This window comes from Vibrio ezurae NBRC 102218, from assembly GCF_000467185.1.
In the GTDB taxonomy this organism is placed as follows: Bacteria; Pseudomonadota; Gammaproteobacteria; order Enterobacterales; family Vibrionaceae; genus Vibrio; species Vibrio ezurae.
Map to the genome: position 1 here is coordinate 1 of NZ_BATM01000036.1, position 17550 is coordinate 17550.

Genomic DNA, 17550 nt, shown 5'->3' on the forward strand with positions numbered 1-17550 from the left:
AATAAACGCTATTTAGCCTCTTTATGGTGCAAATATTAAGGCTGCTTTACCTTGAACGGTGCAGATATGAAATGAGTGTTATTGGCAACTAAATGCATGGTTTTGCACTGTTCCTTTTATTTGTTTTGTTAGTTAATTAACGATTAAAGTTTAATGAATTCAGTTGTTTATTGGTATTTTGTAACCGGGGGTGCTCAAAAGGTTAAGATTTTTTGTTGTTTTGGTCCGTAAAATGCAAAGGCTCATTGAAGGAAATTATTTACCTACAAGGAGTTATTATGAAATTTCAAGTTTCCCTGCTCGCACTAGCAACTAGTGTAGTACTTTCAGGTTGTGGTAGTGACGATTCCTCGCCTAGTATTTCTGTTCAAGAACAATTACCTACTCAGGCACAGACTCCACTACAAGGTGAACTGCCAAAACAACCACAGAGTAATGTAAAGATCCAAGCCATTAACCCCACCTCTCATGATCCTGAACCCTATCAGTTTATTTCTGATATCGAAGGTTGGACAGGGATTGAAGCCGATAAAGATACGCCATCCCAAAATAACTGGGATGGGTTTACTGCGGTATTGGAGCCAGTGAATTACTTTGGCAAGTTGTACCGTAATTTTGCACAGTTTGATGCGGCTTTGGCCGATTTTGATGACACACAATATTCATCATTGATACTGGGGCGATCTATTCGAGAGTTGCAACACGCGATGGATGATGGTCAATTGACCTCTGTAGAGCTGACTAAATTTTATCTCTCTCGTATTGGCAAATACGATATCAATAAGCTGAACTCGGTACTTGCACTAAACCCTGATGTTCTTGCGATTGCTCAACACGCCGACCAAATTCGCGCCTCTACTCAATCCCATTCTGCGATGCTCGGTATTCCTGTGCTCATTAAAGACAACATTGCGACCGACGATCGAATGCACACTACGGGAGGGATGGCCGCTCTACTGGACTGGAATACCGATCATGACGCACACATTGTGCAACGATTACGTGATGCGGGAGCAGTGATTCTAGGAAAAACCAATCTATCGGAAAATGCCAATTACTTTACGACTAAAGATCCTAATGGTTTTAGTAACTTAGGAGGACAAACCCGCAATGCGTATGGCTTCTATAGTGTTATGGGATCAAGTTCAGGCTCAGGCGTTGCATCAGCGGCAGAGTTTGCTGCGGTCACAGTGGGGACAGAGACACAAGGCTCCATCAATGCCCCAGCACAAATGAGCTCCATTGTTGGCTTCAAACCCAGCATTGGCTTAGTCTCTAGAGAGAACATTATTCCGCTGGCCGCTTCTCAAGACAGTGCCGGCCCTATGGCAAGAAGTGTTGAAGATGCGGCAATTGAACTCACCGTTTTAGTGGATGCCGATCCAAATGATCCACTGTATTCAGAGGTAAAAGATCAGCCTAAGACGGATTTTACGGATTATCTTAGCCCATCGGTGTATCAAAATATTAAAGTGGGACTGAACGCCAATGGCTACAATGCCACTTCTTCGGCCAATTGGTTAGAAGATACCAAAGCGATTTTAGACAAAGCTGGAGTCGCGTATGAAGTGGTGAATACATTGCCGACGAATGCGGGCGCACCAGCACTCGATTTGCCTTGTGAGTTTCACTATGAGTTTGCTGATATGGCAGCTTCGGAGAATATGCCCATTCAGTCAGTCCCTGAACTTGTTAAATTCAACCAAGCCTATCCACAGCGTAGAGCGGTTTGGAAACAAGACGATATGAAAAGCGCGGCAAACACGACCAAGTCTCGACAAGAATGTTTGGATAATGCGGAAAAGAAACGCACAACTTGGGAAAGTGCCGTTGCAAATTACTTTCAACAACATGACTTTCAAGTCTTGGTCTCTGAGTTAAGTTTATCGTCTATTTATGCGCCAGCGGGAGCGCCGTCAGCCTCAGTACCGTTTGGCTATCAAACGAAAGACTCAGCGATTAAGAGTGAGTTTGATTATTGGTACAGCCCAAATACTGTTGGGACTCCCGTCTCAACTAATATTATGGCAGCACGTTTTGATGATGGAAAAGTATTGGCTATTGCACAAGCCATCGAGACAGGAAGAGAGTCGATTGCTAGACGACAACATAAAGCCCCAGATTTGGCTGCAACGATTGCGATGAATCAACAGGCGGGTGTGTTTGCGGTGCACGATATGCAAAGAGCTTCTTCACCTACTTATATAAACCAGTAAGTATTCAAAAAGCGAGAATGGTCAATGAATCACTACGATTGATATGACCAAGTAAGAGACTAAAAGGCCTGACTTTACACGTCAGGCCTTTTTAACACGCTAGAATGAGCCGTTATTGAGTACGATTGGTATCAGTGGCTATTGAGCACTATCGCTTTGCACCGCTCCTAGACTGACTTGGGTGATCCCTGGCAGAGTGGGTAGGGTATCAAGCAAATCCACGAGGTCATTATCGCCTGCATTAAGCACAACCATCTCAGTGTCTGCATCTTGTTCAATCGAGAGTACAAGTTGAACGTCAAGTTGCTCAAGAGAGTCACGCAGCTCAGTGAGGTGGGCTTTTTCAACGTTAACAATCACTTCACCACTGGTTTGAAAACTGCTGATGCTCCCGACTTCACGGATGGTATCGCCAGTGTAAATATGATCGGCTTGCTCAAAACCGTTTGTTGTCTGAATTTCGTAAGCAGCATTTGCTTGTATTGGGCCAGCTAAAAACAGAGCGACAGCCATACAGTGTAGTTTAAACTTCATTTTATGCTCCTTTGTGCTCAGAGTGACCGTTGACTTGGATTGACCAACTGTGCAGAACACCTGGGGTACTGTTATTGGGTGCCACAACTTGCTTAGCATGAACATAGTCAATAGAGCTGGTGCTGACTACTTGAGAATACGCCTCACTGTTGGCATCAAAGACTTTTAATGTCCATTGTCCTTGCATCGCTTCTCCCCAGAATGTATTGGCCTCGAAGGTAAAATCAAGGTGGTGCATTCTATATTTAGGGTCAACGTTAACCAATGGGATGCCATTGTATGGGTTTAATACAATCGCGTGTGTCCCACTTGGTGAGATTAGCTCAATTTGCAAATCGTTTAAGCGGTCGTGTTCGATGTTCACGTGCAATGATACGGTTTCGACAGTGGCTGACTGACTTTGCGTAATCTGATCACTGACGCCTTTCGCGCTGCCATCTGGAATGGTTTTATCCAGCGTTGCTGAGCTGAGCTTAGCAAATTCAATTAACGGGCCAAAGGTATCGGTGTCGTAGTCTTTTGCCATGGCAATCGCTTTATCAACATCCACTAAGCCAAAGCCATATCGGTTGTTGAAATGCAATCCCGCAGCATTGGTAATCCAGCCGTATTGTGCAGTTAATTCGCCATCTTTTAACGGCAACTTCACCGCTTTGCTATTGGGATCTACCTTTTGCGACGTATGTGCCAATATGTTGCGAACATCACGCCATGACAGTTCATTATTGACGGATAAAATATCGGCAACCGCACCGGATACCACAGGTGATGCCGCAGATGTACCATCCATCGTTGCGTTGTAATCACAGTTTTTGTTCTCTGGTACTCTGCCTTGATCAAATGCATCAGCAAAAGTATTGAAGGTGGCAGAATTTGAAAAACCTTTTGCTTCGTTACATCCGGTGACGTCAGTGGTAATGATGCGCCCGTAAGGTTTTTCACCCCCTAAACCTGCGACAAACATGTTCGCGCCTGAGCCAGAATACGAGGCTTGTTTGCCTTGTGCTGTGACTGAGCCAACAACCGTAACAAACGGTGAGTTTTGATACGTACTGAGCATAGCGCCACGGAACGGCAACCCAAAGTTCACGGTCTGCTTGGCAACTTCTGGATCAAACGCAGTGAATTGTACCGACGATTTATCAATAGGTTGATAGTAGTTTTTGTCAGTCCAAGAGTAGCCTTGTTCGTTGTTTGCTGAAGACTTGATGTAGATGATCCCTTTACCATCAAAGCCAAGCAATGCGCCTTTACGGGAAATCGCAGAGCGAGCAATGGAGTTGATACAGATCGAGTCTTTAAACTCACTACAAAAAGCTTCTGAAGCCCAGCTTTCATTATATATACGAGCTAGGCCATCTAGCTGGGTTTCATCTAATGTAACTGGCGCGTTTGGCGTTGCCGATGCAATTTTGGCAAAGCCATGGCTTTTGGCAAATTCATCGAGTGTGCCACTGGCATCGAGCCAGTTAAAACTGATGACTTTTGATTCGGGAGCAACGCCGCGTCCGCCAATGTTATTCCACCCTTTTTCGGCGATAATGCCGGACACTGAAGTGCCATGGCCATTGCGTACAGGCATGGTGCTACTGCCATTGTTCAGGTTCATTGAACCAACGCCGACGTTCAGGTCGGGGTGATCAAGCTGTGCACCGTGATCCACGACGGCGACAGTGATGCCTTGTCCAAGATAGCCGGATGCGAGGGCATTGCTCATATCGATATCGGTTTGACCATCAGCAGCAAGAGCCAGATCGGAATAGCTTTCTTGGCCTGTGTTATGCAGATGCCACTGTTGCGGATATAAAGGGTCACTATTAATTTGAATAGTAATGGTTTTTTCAACCCCCTCTTCTTTATATACCAATTTGTCGGTGGATTTTGTTTGCCCCGTTGCGGTTTGTGGTATGTATAACAGCGCATCACCGTCTTGGCGAATAGCGCCATTGGTCACCCCTTTGCTGTTGACAATGCTCAGCGTGTGTCCTGCATTTTCAAAGCGAACTAGGCGACCTGCATCGGTATACACGACATTGCTTGCGCTTGGCTGCAACGCGGTGACTTGAAACTCGGCGTCATGGGGCACAGCATCAAACAACGCTTTGTTGTGTGCGGTTGGCTGATCTTGAGATGTGCTTTCTGAGCCACACCCCGCTAGCAAGCCAAGACTTGCTAGACATACAATAATTGCATTCTTTTTCATTATTCTATTTCCCTAGTCAAGCTCTGGCAGAATGTTAAACAACACTTTCATATCACGCTTCAATTGCAATTGAAGGTTTTCTGTCATATCGCCCGGAGTAGGGGTTCCGTTTCTCAATTGATAGAGGGTCACAACCGTATCTTGGATTCGTGTTCTTAGTTTGTTGGCTAAGACATTTTTTGGACCGATGTAGACACTTTTGCCGGTTTCTGGGTTGTAGATTTCGCTTGCCGTTCTCCAGCTAGGATCTAACGTATATTGGTTTTGCGTCGCATCGTAGGTGTAAATTGGACTACCTTGGAACAGGCCTGAATCTTGGTGTACAGACACGTATTCGCGCCAATTGTCGCCATGCCCATAAGAACCAAGCGTTGAATCTTCAGTGGCTAAGATGACCTGTTTTAATAGCGCTTTGAGGTAGTTGACTCGTAACGTCATACCTTCTTCAGAGGCGCTTGAATAGGCCAGACCAAAATGTTGATACAAGTGCTGGTTAGAATCCGACTTTTGAATCGGTTCAATGTATTTGTTGGCCGGATCATTACCGCGATCATTAAGCATGTTGTACGCCATGTACTGCTTAATGTAGTTCTCATAATAGTAACTCGGTGCAGTTGAAACAATGTATGGTGCGTAAGGCTGAGCCTTGGTGATCGCATCTTCATTGGTGATGTCACTATGCTGCATAATGTCGGCAACACAAGTGTTGGTTAACGCCGGATTGGTAGGCACAGCAACGGGATAAGCCAATGGCACTTTTAATGTGCTCAAGTGATAGCTTGAGTAATCAGTGTGCATGACTGAGTTACATAAGAACATTTCGATGGTGCGACCCATTTTATGGTCGTAATCCACCATGGCCAGATTCGAGAAGTGATCCATAGGATCTAGGTCTGATGAACGCAACAAATCTTGCATGAGTTCCAGTTTCATCGGCCACTGTGGAGGTAAGCGTTTATAGAGATTGCCATCTTGAGGCTGGCTATCTGTTGGTAAATTTAGACCATTGAGTGGCGAAACGACAGACGCGGTAGGCGATGGCGTGATTTCAATATTGTAGTTGTCAGCCTCAAGCGGTACGGGTTCTGAGCTAAGGGCCTTCACTACCGCTGGATTGTTCTCAACCAAAATCTTGAATATCAACTCTTGATGCTGTTCATCTTTAAAGTTTTGGTACAGATCATTCGCCGAAAACATTGGTGATTTACCGCTGTTGTAAGTGATATGAGAGTTTGTCGCCGCTTTGTAAATGTCGCTTAGGTTGACATCCGATACCAAAATCGGATTCGTTGTGTCTAACGAAAGGAACGGTTTTGGTCTGCGGAATATTTTCACACGCGCATCAGTGTCATTGATGTTCATTACTGACAATGAGTAAAGCAATGTCGAGTCTAAGCTAAAGCGCAATGAGGTGCATCGCTCTAACCCTTCGATAGAGTACGGCGATGGGGTATCGTGGAAATTACCACTACAAGTGTCATCATTTAAGTAATTATCCGCATCATAGATGCCTGCCGAATTCGCAGAGCGCGCAATGTTGTGGCGAATTTTAACGAGAGAGCTGGTGGCGGTGTAGTAGTCACCGGTATCAAATACTTTGCCGAGTGCAGAAAGATCGGAGAGTCCATTGCCGCCGATGCTTTGATTGTAGAAGGCAAAGTAGACATCGTCTAACAGCTGACGACTAATGCTTTGCAGGGTTGCCGCGCCACCTGCATTGGTGGCTGATGTTTCTAGAGCAACATCGGATTTATTACAGTAAAAATCTGTCTCGATATCCGAATCACTACAAAACTCATAACGTACAGAGTCCATGTTGTAGGCGGTTTCTGTGGTCGATAGTGAACCATTACCCAGTGATGCTTCGGTGGCTCCTTCTTTTTGCCAGTTGCTAAGAACACCGTTGTCACGAGGTTGAACACTCACCCAAGGAACATTGACATTGAAAATATCGTTGTTGCCTGTTGTTGGCTGAATTTCACGAGAATAACCAAAACGCAACGCAGCCAAATCGTACGCACCATAAATATTGTTGTAGAACGAGGTATCTGCCATGTATTCCATCACCGAACTGTAACCGGTGATGATCTGCATAGATTGGTTATTCGTTGCGGCTAATGCTTTGTCAATTTTAGGCTGTACTTGCTTGTAAAATGGCGAATTTTTGGTGAAGTGGTGCGCCATATCTACACTAGAACGGAAGTTGTGGCGCAATCCAAATGCATGACCCAGCTCATGGGTCAAAATCGCTGAATAGAAGCCGTTACCTGTGATTTCTAGCATCAACTGTTGGTTTTCTTCTGACAGTTCAGAAAACGGCAGCATATCTGAGTGTCTAGGTTCCCCTGACCAGAATTCTGGATTATCCCAAATACTTGAATTAGGGCCGTAAATCGGCGCTAAATTGGTCGTCCAGAATGTCTTGATCTCTGGAGGTAGTTGATTGGCTGTATCCGTTGACGCTGTTGGTGCCGGTGGCGTATTTGGCGCAGTGGCCGCATCAACTCCAGAGTTAATATTATGGGTGCTTGAGCCAGCCGCTTGGCGTGAGCCAAAGCTTTCTAGGCCGTGTAAAGCGTTGTAGTATTTCGCAGATGTCGCAAGGTTGTTACGTTCCGTACTGGACAGCGGTTCATCGTTGCTGTAACTGCTATAGGCAACATCGTTCGCATCTGATGTAGAGGTAGCGGATGCTGTGTTTGCGTCACTTGTCACCATACCTGCGTTGGTCAACTTATCGCTCAGTTCAGTCGCGTCTAATCGACCATCTAAGAACTTAAAGGTATCTCGGATGAGGTTATAGCGCGCTTCTGTACCGGTTGATCTTGCCATCGGCAAGTTCATCACAATATGGCTGCTGATAATTTCACCGGTTTGAGTGTCGGTGATGGAATCGGTCAGCCCGCTGTAGTTAAAGTTATCGGCAAAGTTATTGAGATCAATGAAGCTATAGCGCAAATCACCAAATCGTTTCTCGCCTTGCTTTTTAAGGACGAGAGTCGGTACACCAGTTTTAGCTTCACTTAGCTCAATATTGATTGCTTTGATAGTGTTCTTTGCCGAATCGAGATACGGCTTATTCTCTGGAAGGTAATAGTCGTTATCCAGATAATAGGTAATGGTTTTTCGCTTCGGATTCCAGCGATATAGATAGTCATGGTATCGATGGCCATTTTGCGTTTTGGTGCGATCGCGAACGGAGATATAGCTTAGATTATGAGTTTCGCTGTCGAAGAAACCAAAACGTGCAAAATCATCGTGAGTATACGGAACAGGGGTATATTCTTCTTTGCTTAAAAGTGGTTTAGCAATAATCGAGTAGAATTCATGCGTAGAAAAACTGTTGGCACTGGTGCCTGTACCTGTCTCACTACCTTCGATGTTTCGATAAATCACCTGACAAGAGCTACTGTCGCTAAGGGTATAGCGTTTTTGTAGCTCAAAGTTAATGACGCCTTTAGTCAGATCTATTTCAGTGCCTAACCATTTGCCATCGTGTACCAGAGAAGCACCGCCTTGCTGCTGCATACAAGAGTTGAATCGGTCACTGATGCCTTCATTGCCATCGGAGAATTGCTGAACATTGGCAAAATCAGGGATAAAGTAGTGTTTCTGATTCCACGTGACATCTGCGTCTGAGTCCACTGTTTCTTGGTTTGTACATTTATCGTAGCTGTCTTCCTGACATTTATAGTCGACGTAGCTGCCAGGTATGAACAACACCATAGGCCAGTTGGTAATGTCACTTTGATTGTCACTCGTGTAAATATCACGAGGAAGAGCTCTTACTTCAATGCCATCTGCCACCAAGTTGATTTTCACCGTAGCGTGGCGTCGAAGATCGTAGGCAATCGAGTTATTAAGAGATTCCGGTAGCTGCGTGATGGTATGACTGTATATGAACTTAGTGTCGCCCAACTTGCTAATATCAGAAGTGGTAATCTGATTCGTATCTTTGGCGACTTCTTTATATTCTTCGTCTTTGGGACCGCATCCAACCATGACAACGGAGCACAACAAAGACACTACAAATCCTTTGTAGTTCATATTATTCCAGTGTTTATTCATTTATCTATTACTACTATATCGGTGACTATTAAGTTGTAAGAAAATATGTCTAGCTTTTCACTATATAGTGTCACCCCTTATGTTACAACGGTCTAGAGCTTTCCCTCACTCGGTTATAGCCTTGCATACACAACGAATTTAGCATGCTTTCCCCATATATCGGGCGATGTGGGAAGTTGTGAGAAGCATACAGTTGTTATGCAATCTGATGTTGCAAATTTCATACTGTGCTTTTTCCGCGCTATTTATCAGCGATGACGATGTCAGGTGTGTCTATTTTATCAACGGGGCCGTTTGTGTGATGGGTTTACTTATCGCCGCTAGAGAGGGGCTTTTTCGTCATAACATGAGGGTTTTCAATGCGCAACGGCCATAGGATAAGGATTCTGAGTAAGGTAAGAGAGTTAACATTAAATGCCGCGCAATAGACGTGACATTCAATGAAAACAGGCCCATTCATGAGTAGATGAATAGGCCTAAGTTTGGCGGTTTATGAGCGTTGGTTTCTGGTGTTAATGTTGCTTACGCACTCGGTAGAAGGTGGCGTACAGCAAAGGAACCACAATCAAGGTCAAAATAGTCGCAAAGCCAAGGCCCGCCATAATGGTAACGGCCATTGAACCGAAAAACGGATCGGCGACTAAGGGAATGAGCCCTAAAATCGTGGTAAGGGCTGCCATACTTACCGGCTTAACGCGGCTTAGCGCACTGTCGATAAGCGCAATATACGGTGACTTGCCATCGCTCAGGTCTAAATTGATTTGATCCATTAGCACAATGCCGTTTTTAAGCACCATGCCACTTAAACTGATTAAGCCTAAAAGAGCGGTAAAACTAAATGGCAGACCTGTCGCTAACAAGCCAAAACTCACTCCGATGATAGACAGCGGTACAGTAAGCCAAATCACCAACGGTTTACGTAGTGAGTTAAATAGCAGCACTGTAATGACAAACATCAGCAGGTAACCAAGTGGCATTGCCGCGCCAAGCGCTTGTTGTGCCTCTTGTTCTGATTCATATTCACCGCCCCAATCCAGATGGTATCCAGCAGGCAGAGAGTAGGCCTCCACTTGCGGGCGAAGGCGGTTAAATAGCACTGCGGGCGTTTCATTACTGAGAATATCATGATCAGCCATTATCGATATTTCCCGCTTTCTGTCGCGGCGCATAATGATGGAATCTTCCCAGTCCAGACTCAAGCCATCCACCACTTGCTCGATAGGCACATAACTTTGCAGGACAGGACTCCAGATCTGTAAGCGTTTCAATGTTTGAATATCTTCGCGTTCAATTTTAGGTAGGCGCGATATAATGGGTAGCTGTTTGGTGCCATCTCGAAGGACACCAATCGGCACACCGCCAAACGCCATTTCCAGCGTTTGCGACAGATCTTGCTTAGATATACCAAGGCGACGCGCTTTTGATTCATTAAACGCAGGCACTAAGATCTTACTCTTTTCGCGCAAGTTGTTTCGCACGTTACGCGCGCCGGGGTCACTGGCAATAATTCGCTCTATGTCACTGGCGATATGACGCAATGTTTGGGTATCAGGGCCTGTGATACGCGCTTCAATTTTTGATGCAGGAGAGGGCCCAAACTCCGCGAGCTGCAATCGAAAATCAACTTGCGGAAAGTGCAGGGGAAGCGCGTTGTTGAGATCGTCTAGCAGTGCAAACATGCTGTCTAAGTCATGCGCTCGCACTAATAGTTGTGCATAAGAAGGATAAGACTTCTCTGGTTGATAAGTCAGAGAGTATCGTTGCCAGCCTTGTCCTATGCTTGTTGCTACATAATCAACTTTGTCATTTTGTTGAATATAGTCATTGACTTGCAATGTGATTTTAGTGGTTTGTCGAATATCAGTGCCTTGTGGAAGCCACACATTTACGTAAAAAATAGGCGTATTTGAAACTGGGAAAAATTGCTGTTTTACGGAGCCAAAGCCAATCACCGCACTGACCAGTAATATCAACAAGGTGCTCAAAGAGAGCTTTTTGTACTTAAGCACAAACACTAAAATTCGTTTAAATACGGTGAATATGACACCTTGATAAAGCTCATCGTTGTCTGATTTTGGCTCGATTTTGCCTAAAAAGCGCTCAGCTAAAAATGGGGTTAATGTTAAGGCCGTTACCCAGCTCAAAAAGAGTGAGAAACACAACACCCAAAATAGCGATCCCATGAACTCCCCAGTCGCATCTTCGGATAACCCAATGGGCGCAAATGCGGTAATCGCAATCACGGTTGCGCCCAATAAAGGCCATTGCGTTTGCTTGACTATCGCGATAGATGCTTGTGCTTTGGACAGCCCTCGCTTCATGCCAACTTGTATGCCCTCTACGACCACTATTGCATTATCCACCAACATACCAAGGGCAATAACAAGTGCGCCAAGGGAGATACGATGTAATTCAATATTTCGATAATCCATTAAGATAAAGGTGCCAAATACCGTCAGTAGCAGCACTAAACCGATAATCAGACCACTGCGCAGTCCCATGGCAAATAAAAGCACCACAATTACAATGCCGACCGCTTGTGCAAGGCTCACAAGGAAACTATCTACCGAGTGGGCCACTTCGTGAGATTGGTCATAAAATACATTCAGCTTCATTCCTACTGGAGTGTCACTGTCTAACTGTTGAATACGTTGGCTAATGGCTTGTCCTATATCGACAACATTCACGCCAGAAGCAAAGGAAATACCGATAGTGAGCGCAGGTTGTCCGTTAAAAAACACGACATCTTGTGGCTGCTCGGAAATGCCTTGTTTGACGGTTGCGATGTCTTTGAGGCGGATAAGCTTGCCGGTATCTCGCCCATGAATGATCAGATTCTCCAAGCTTTCGATGGACGACATACTGCCCGTAGGGCGCAAGCGTAGAGTATCGCCAGAGACCATCACTTGCCCTGCGCTTTGTACTGAGTTTTGTTGGTTAATGAGCCCCACCACAGTACTAGAGTCAAGATTGAGTGCGGTTAATCGTTCGGTGGACATTTCGATGTAGATTTGTTCAGGCTGATCTCCGGTGATCATGACCTTACCGACACCATCAATTAACTCCAGTTCACGTGAGAGATAGTCGGCGTAGCGTTTTAATTCTGGGTAAGTGTACGCTTTGCCTGTTAATGCTAAGGACATCCCATACACATCCCCAAAATCATCCAGTACTGAGATTCCCTGTACCCCTTGCGGTAAGCTTGGTTTTAAATCGTTGATTTTGCGGCGCATTTCATCCCATATTTGCGGTAATTCATCCGGACCATAAATGGATTTCATGCGCACTAAAATTTGGGTTTTACCTGCGGTTGTGGTCGAGGTGATGTGATCGACATAGGGCAATTGACGAATGGCCTTCTCTAAAGGGTAGGTCAGCTCCTCTTCAATTTCGTGCACCGTAGCGCCAGGATAGGTTGCCACGACCATCGCATCTTTGATGGTGAATTCTGGGTCTTCTAAGCGTCCAAGATTATTGAAGGCACTGACGCCACCGATCAGTAAAATCAGGACAAACATCCAGCTGATGACGCTGTTTTTTATGGAATAGTGTGCGATGTTCATTATTGAGATACCTCGCCCGTAATCGTAAATGGGCGCTGATGAGTTAACTTAGAGAGTTGGTTGGTAATTAACAGGTCACCTTGTTGTAAGCCTTTGCTGATGACTGCTCCCTCTTTAGTGATGGCATTCACGGTGACGTTTTGCGGTATAAGCTGGTGGTTTTTATACAGCCAAACGCTAAAGCTAGCCGGCTTATTGCCCGCCACTAGAGTGTTGGCCGGAATCAGAAAAGCCAACGTTTGGGAGGCGTTTAAGCTTGGAATAACCACTTGCGCCGCTGTGCCGGGCAATACATGGCTGGAGGTTTGGTTTGCCTCAAAGCGCATGAGATAATTGCTGTGATTGGCGATGGGCTCGGCAGACCATAACATCAACTTGGCATTGATAGGTTGAGATAGGTTCTCAAATTGAATTTGTACCTGAGTACCGAGCTTAGGTTTTAAGCTAAGTAGCGTTTCTTCAGTGACATTGATATCCACTTGAATACGATCGTGTCGATATATCGTTAGAATAGCCTCAGCTGAATTCACATTTTCTGCCACTTCTTTTTCTACCGAAGCGATAGTGGCGTCAAAAGGTGCCAACAATCGAGTTTGAAACAAACGACGTTGCAGTGATTGATATTGGATGTTTGCCAATTGCTGCTTGCTATTGATAGCATCGAATTCAGAGTGAGAAATCATGTTTTTAGTGGTCAATTGCAAAGCGCGCTCGCGTTGCTTGTTTGCTAGATCAAGCTCTACTTTCGCTTGTTGTAATTGCTGCACGATACGTGTGTCATCAAGGGTTGCCAGCACCTGTCCTTTCACTATTTTATCGCCCGCCTTGACAGGAATATGAGTGATTTCACCAGCATTAACAAAGGCCAATGGCGTAATGTCGGCAGGCACACTTACCCCGTTAAACTCACGATCACCAAGAGGGATTTGTTGCTTAACCTCAAAGGTTTTAAGCTGCAATGTTGGGGGGGTGAGAGGCGCTTGTTCGCTAAAACAGCCACTCAATAGCGCACAAAAGATCGCTACGGTTAAGGCGCGTTTCATTAAATACCTCGTTCTCTGATCCATGGGCGTACAATCTGCTCTTCTACTAATGTTTGTGCTCCGCTTTCTACCAGTATCTCGCCGGATTTCACTCCAAGAACAGTGCCAGTATCGAGGTTGACAGACACCATTCTTCGATGAACCTTGGAGGTGTTTGAGTCATAGATCCAAACGTGGCCTTTTTGTATTTGCTGGGTCTCTGTCATATCAATCCATGCCGTGGACTGAATGGGATTGCGGATGGATAGATCGTTGTGAATAAACATTTGCAATTGACCGCTGTGGCCTGGCATTAGTGGGGTTTGAGAATGAAATGCCACTTTTACTAAGTAGCTGTTAGTGTCGAGATCTGGTTGGCTAGATACTTCTATAATCTGGGCAGGAAAAGGTTGATCTGGCAAAGTGTCGCTGACAAATTGCAATTTAGGTAGTCTTCCCATCAAACGATGTGCGACCAACACTGGTACGGATACAGACACGTTATAGCTGCTATTATCTATGATATTGACGATGGTCTGTGATGGAGTCACTACTTGGTGAGCATTGCTATGGCGCATAGAGACCACACCAGAAAACGGTGCATATATTTTGCTATAAGAAAGATCTGTTTTTGCCTGCTTTAACGCCGCTTCGGTCGTTTTGTATTGGGTATACGCTTGGTCTAATGAATCCTTACTGATCAATTTTTTTGCTTGCAACTGTTTTGCGCGCAGGTACTCATTTTTTGCTAGCGTAAACTCTGTCGTTGCCGCTTCTACGGCCAACTTAAAGTCGGCATCATCGAGTGAGGCTAACAGCTGTCCTTTGCTGACGGTTTGCCCCATCTCAACTGATATTGATTGTATTTCCCCCCCAACTCGAAAAGAGATCGGTGAATTTTTTGCTGGAACCACTTCGCCTAAAAATTGGTAAGAGGGGTCGGTATTGTGCAACTGCAATTGCGTCGCTTTGATTGGTTTAATACTGCTGGGCGTAATCTCGTTGGAATGAGACTGGTCGCAACCGACCAATGCAATACCAAGCAAGAGACTGATGATTATGTAAGTGCGTTTCACGTCAAACACCTTTTATTGTACGGGTGTGTAGTATAGGTGAGGTGAATGAGTGAGATCAATATATTTTACAGTTGTGCAGTAAATAAAAGTGTATGTATTCAGTGCATTATTTAGTACCTTAAGGCTAAGTAAAAAAGAACGCTGAGGATTGCAGTGCAAAGGAAACAAGGTCGCAGAAGCGCAGAAGAAGCAGAAAAAACCAAGCTGATGATACTCAGTAGTGCTGCGTTTTTATTTTGTGAAAAAGGATACAATCAAGTCTCTGTACGCGATATCAGTGAACGAGCTGGCGTTGCCCACAGCTTGATTCGCCATTATTTTGGTAGCAAAGTGCAAATTTGGCGCGAAATTATTGACCAGATGCACGACTATGTTGATACGTATGGTGAAGGTTTAGAAGCGAGTATTGGCGATGACTTAGAGGATAAATTGGGTATTTATCGTTACCTCTGTCATTTTATGGCGTACATGCTGGCATGCCCGCAACTGTGCCAAATTATGCTCGACTATATTCACCACCCTGATAATGGGGCGATGGATGGTGAGGAATATAGCCCACACATTCGAAGCGTTGTTGAGCGAGGGTATGCCAATATTCCCGATATGATTGTCCGACTTTCAAGTAATCCCAACTTAACCATGTGGCGTTTTCTGACTCATGCGGGTGGTGCGGTGGCATTTAAACCCTTTATGGCAGCGGCTTGGCCGGGTAAGAGCTATCAACAAGGCTTACTTGAGCATTGGAAATTATACGAACAAGAAGTTGCTCGTGAGTATGATATTTCTGATGATCAGCGTTTGACCGCCTCAAGCATTGATGAACTGGTTATTTATGTTGAGTGCCAAGACAATGATCTACAAAAGATGTATCAACAGCAACTTGAGCTATCCAAGCAAGCTAGCTCTTAGTCAGTTATGTCGTCGTAGAAAAAAGAATGCACACCTGATAACGGTGTGCATTTTGGTTTAGAGGTGACTTATCGCGAGCGCTTTTGGTTCACCGCGTGATTTAAGGTGTCTAGTTTCCTCGCCCGAAATACACGGTGCATCCATAGAACACAAACCCCGCCACAATGACGCCAATTATCCAAATGTCGGTCTGATTCATTTTTTGTCCTCGTCTGAGTAAATTCCTATTAATTTAGCGATAACCACTGAGATAATCGTTATCGAAAAAATCATCGTTAATGCCTGTAGAAAAATTTCAAATGCAAGATTCATCTTCGATTCCTTTTAGTGGGAGCTAGCTTGCGTTAGTTTTTTTGCGCGCAGTGTTGCAGGCTTTGATTCACCCGCAAATAGCAGTAATACAATGGTTAAGATAAAGGCCACAGAAGCGGTAATGTGGGCATTTTCTAGACGTGCCGTCATTGGCAGTACATCGATGATGGCATGTTTAAGCGGACGGATAGTCCAAATCATGTTGCACGCCCAAGATACGAGCAATACAGTAACGGCCACATTGGTGTTTCGTTTCCAGAATAGTCCTGCAACTGTGACGAAGAATAACGGAGCTAACCATGCAAATAGCCAGTTGATAGCCGGTACGATAGCCGGTTGGTTAAAGAAGGTCAGTACCGCGGCAACAGAGCCGAACGCAATGATAAGGCGCTGAATGGTTTTCTTCTCTTCAATAGGCGTCATTGGCGTTTTACGGTTTGCCTGAATGATGTCTTTGGTGAAGATAGTCGCAGGAGCCAGAACGGTCATAGCGTAAGTAGACAGTAGAGCACCCACAAAACCGGCTTGTAGCATGACGACTAACCACGTTGGTAGAAGTTTCACTACTAAGGTTGCGCCTGCCAGTTTAGGGCCAAGTTCCGCAAATTCAGGGATAGTAAATGCCGCTAGACCAACGAGTACAGGGAATACACCAAAGATGCCGTTGATAGGAGCGGCAATCCAGATTGAACGACGGATAACAGATTCGTCTTTTGCAGACATGGCCGCGGCCATACCTTGCTGGTTAACAGACTGAGAGAATACTACGGAGAAAACAGTGGCAATACCAAAACCAAATAGTAGGTCTGGCGTACCGAAAATGCTCAGTTTAAATTCTTGACCATTGTCGATATAGAATTGGCGAACACCATCCCAACCTTCAGGTAGAACGAAGCCTAAGTAAACGGCAGCAATAATAATCGAGCTATACATTACCACAGCATTGACAAGGTTTACCCACATGGTTTGCTTAATGCCACCCATAGTGACATAGGCTAGACCAAGGAAGGCACCAACAATGATTGAGAAAGGAAGTGACCAACCACTGGTCGCAGACAGGGCAATACCAATCGCTTGAGTTTCAAGAGAAACTAGACCAAATACCACCATCGCACTAATACATGCGGTGAGGTTACGCATCTGCTTGCCAAATAAGTTGCCTTGCAATTCAGGAATGGTTGAACATCCTAAACGACGAACCCAGCGTCCAGTCCCCATACAAATAACACACATTAATATGGTGTGGGCGAAACAGAACCACAATGCTACCGCACCCATTCCGTAGGACATTTCCATCAGTCCATATACGTGCGCCGAACCTAGGTAGGTAATGGCGAGCGTTACAGAAAACATTGCGATATTTGCATCAGTACCGCCACGCGCCATGTCGGTAACACGCCCCGATGCTTTGTCTTGTTGATTTAAGTACCATCCAATCCCGCCGATAACGACGAGATTATAAAGAAGTACCATGATTAAAACTGAGTTCATACTTTAGACCTCTTATTGATATTATCCGTAAATTCAGTATTTATAATGAGATAAATATCAATATAAAAAATCGAAATGCATCACTATTCATAGTAATTATTTTGCACTGGTAGGAATCGATATATTATAAAAGAAAAATAATCAGTCATTTGTTCT

The 17550-nt window shown here is 44.9% G+C and carries 9 protein-coding genes; 2 read left to right on the plus strand and 7 right to left on the minus strand.

All coding sequences use genetic code 11. From position 1 onward, the window contains the following. The first annotated feature begins 278 nt into the window (after positions 1–278). Positions 279–2216 (plus strand): amidase family protein, encoded by a 1938-nt coding sequence (locus VEZ01S_RS11005; RefSeq protein ID WP_052032221.1) that lies wholly within the window; start codon positions 279–281, stop codon positions 2214–2216. 138 nt (positions 2217–2354) lie between these two features. Here the strand turns inward: VEZ01S_RS11005 and VEZ01S_RS11010 are convergent, their stop codons facing one another. From VEZ01S_RS11010 to VEZ01S_RS11035, 6 genes are all read right to left on the minus strand, one after another. Beyond that, positions 2355–2750 carry a hypothetical protein gene (locus VEZ01S_RS11010; protein ID WP_021714121.1) on the minus strand — a complete coding sequence of 132 codons (396 nt, stop codon included), beginning with the start codon at positions 2748–2750 and terminating at the stop codon, positions 2355–2357. A gap of 1 nt (position 2751) precedes the next feature. Beyond that, positions 2752–4953: a S8 family serine peptidase gene (locus VEZ01S_RS11015; RefSeq protein ID WP_021714122.1), complete on the minus strand. Its 2202-nt coding sequence runs from the start codon at positions 4951–4953 to the stop codon at positions 2752–2754. Between the two features lie 12 nt (positions 4954–4965). Then, the gene (locus tag VEZ01S_RS11020) at positions 4966–9000 is read right to left on the minus strand and encodes a zinc metalloprotease (RefSeq protein ID WP_040890792.1); all 4035 of its coding nucleotides are present in this window, start codon (positions 8998–9000) and stop codon (positions 4966–4968) included. A gap of 533 nt (positions 9001–9533) precedes the next feature. Continuing rightward, positions 9534–12584, minus strand: coding sequence for an efflux RND transporter permease subunit (locus tag VEZ01S_RS11025; protein ID WP_021714124.1), 3051 nt, complete (start codon positions 12582–12584; stop codon positions 9534–9536). Further along, positions 12584–13627, minus strand: a complete 1044-nt coding sequence (locus tag VEZ01S_RS11030; RefSeq protein WP_021714125.1) for an efflux RND transporter periplasmic adaptor subunit — start codon at positions 13625–13627, stop codon at positions 12584–12586. Before VEZ01S_RS11030 ends, VEZ01S_RS11025 begins: the two co-directional genes overlap by 1 nt. Then, entirely contained in the window at positions 13627–14682 is a 1056-nt protein-coding gene (locus VEZ01S_RS11035; protein ID WP_040890793.1) for an efflux RND transporter periplasmic adaptor subunit, read from the minus strand. Before VEZ01S_RS11035 ends, VEZ01S_RS11030 begins: the two co-directional genes overlap by 1 nt. Before the next feature lie 153 nt (positions 14683–14835). On the opposite strand from VEZ01S_RS11035, the gene VEZ01S_RS16395 reads away from it, so the two are divergent. Further along, on the plus strand, positions 14836–15591 hold the full coding sequence (locus VEZ01S_RS16395) for a TetR/AcrR family transcriptional regulator (RefSeq protein WP_021714127.1): 756 nt from the start codon (positions 14836–14838) through the stop codon (positions 15589–15591). A gap of 324 nt (positions 15592–15915) precedes the next feature. On the opposite strand, the gene VEZ01S_RS11045 is transcribed toward VEZ01S_RS16395, so the two are convergent. Then, positions 15916–17394: a sodium:solute symporter family protein gene (locus VEZ01S_RS11045; RefSeq protein WP_021714128.1), complete on the minus strand. Its 1479-nt coding sequence runs from the start codon at positions 17392–17394 to the stop codon at positions 15916–15918. Positions 17395–17550: the final 156 nt, after the last annotated feature.

What these genes read in the sequence shown, in the direction of transcription:
- VEZ01S_RS11005 (WP_052032221.1), top strand. Translation starts at nt 279, where the DNA reads ATGAAATTTCAAGTTTCCCTGCTCGCACTAGCAACTAGTGTAGTACTT.
- VEZ01S_RS11010 (WP_021714121.1), bottom strand. Translation starts at nt 2,750, where the DNA reads ATGAAGTTTAAACTACACTGTATGGCTGTCGCTCTGTTTTTAGCTGGC.
- VEZ01S_RS11015 (WP_021714122.1), bottom strand. Translation starts at nt 4,953, where the DNA reads ATGAAAAAGAATGCAATTATTGTATGTCTAGCAAGTCTTGGCTTGCTA.
- VEZ01S_RS11020 (WP_040890792.1), bottom strand. Translation starts at nt 9,000, where the DNA reads ATGAACTACAAAGGATTTGTAGTGTCTTTGTTGTGCTCCGTTGTCATG.
- VEZ01S_RS11025 (WP_021714124.1), bottom strand. Translation starts at nt 12,584, where the DNA reads ATGAACATCGCACACTATTCCATAAAAAACAGCGTCATCAGCTGGATG.
- VEZ01S_RS11030 (WP_021714125.1), bottom strand. Translation starts at nt 13,627, where the DNA reads ATGAAACGCGCCTTAACCGTAGCGATCTTTTGTGCGCTATTGAGTGGC.
- VEZ01S_RS11045 (WP_021714128.1), bottom strand. Translation starts at nt 17,394, where the DNA reads ATGAACTCAGTTTTAATCATGGTACTTCTTTATAATCTCGTCGTTATC.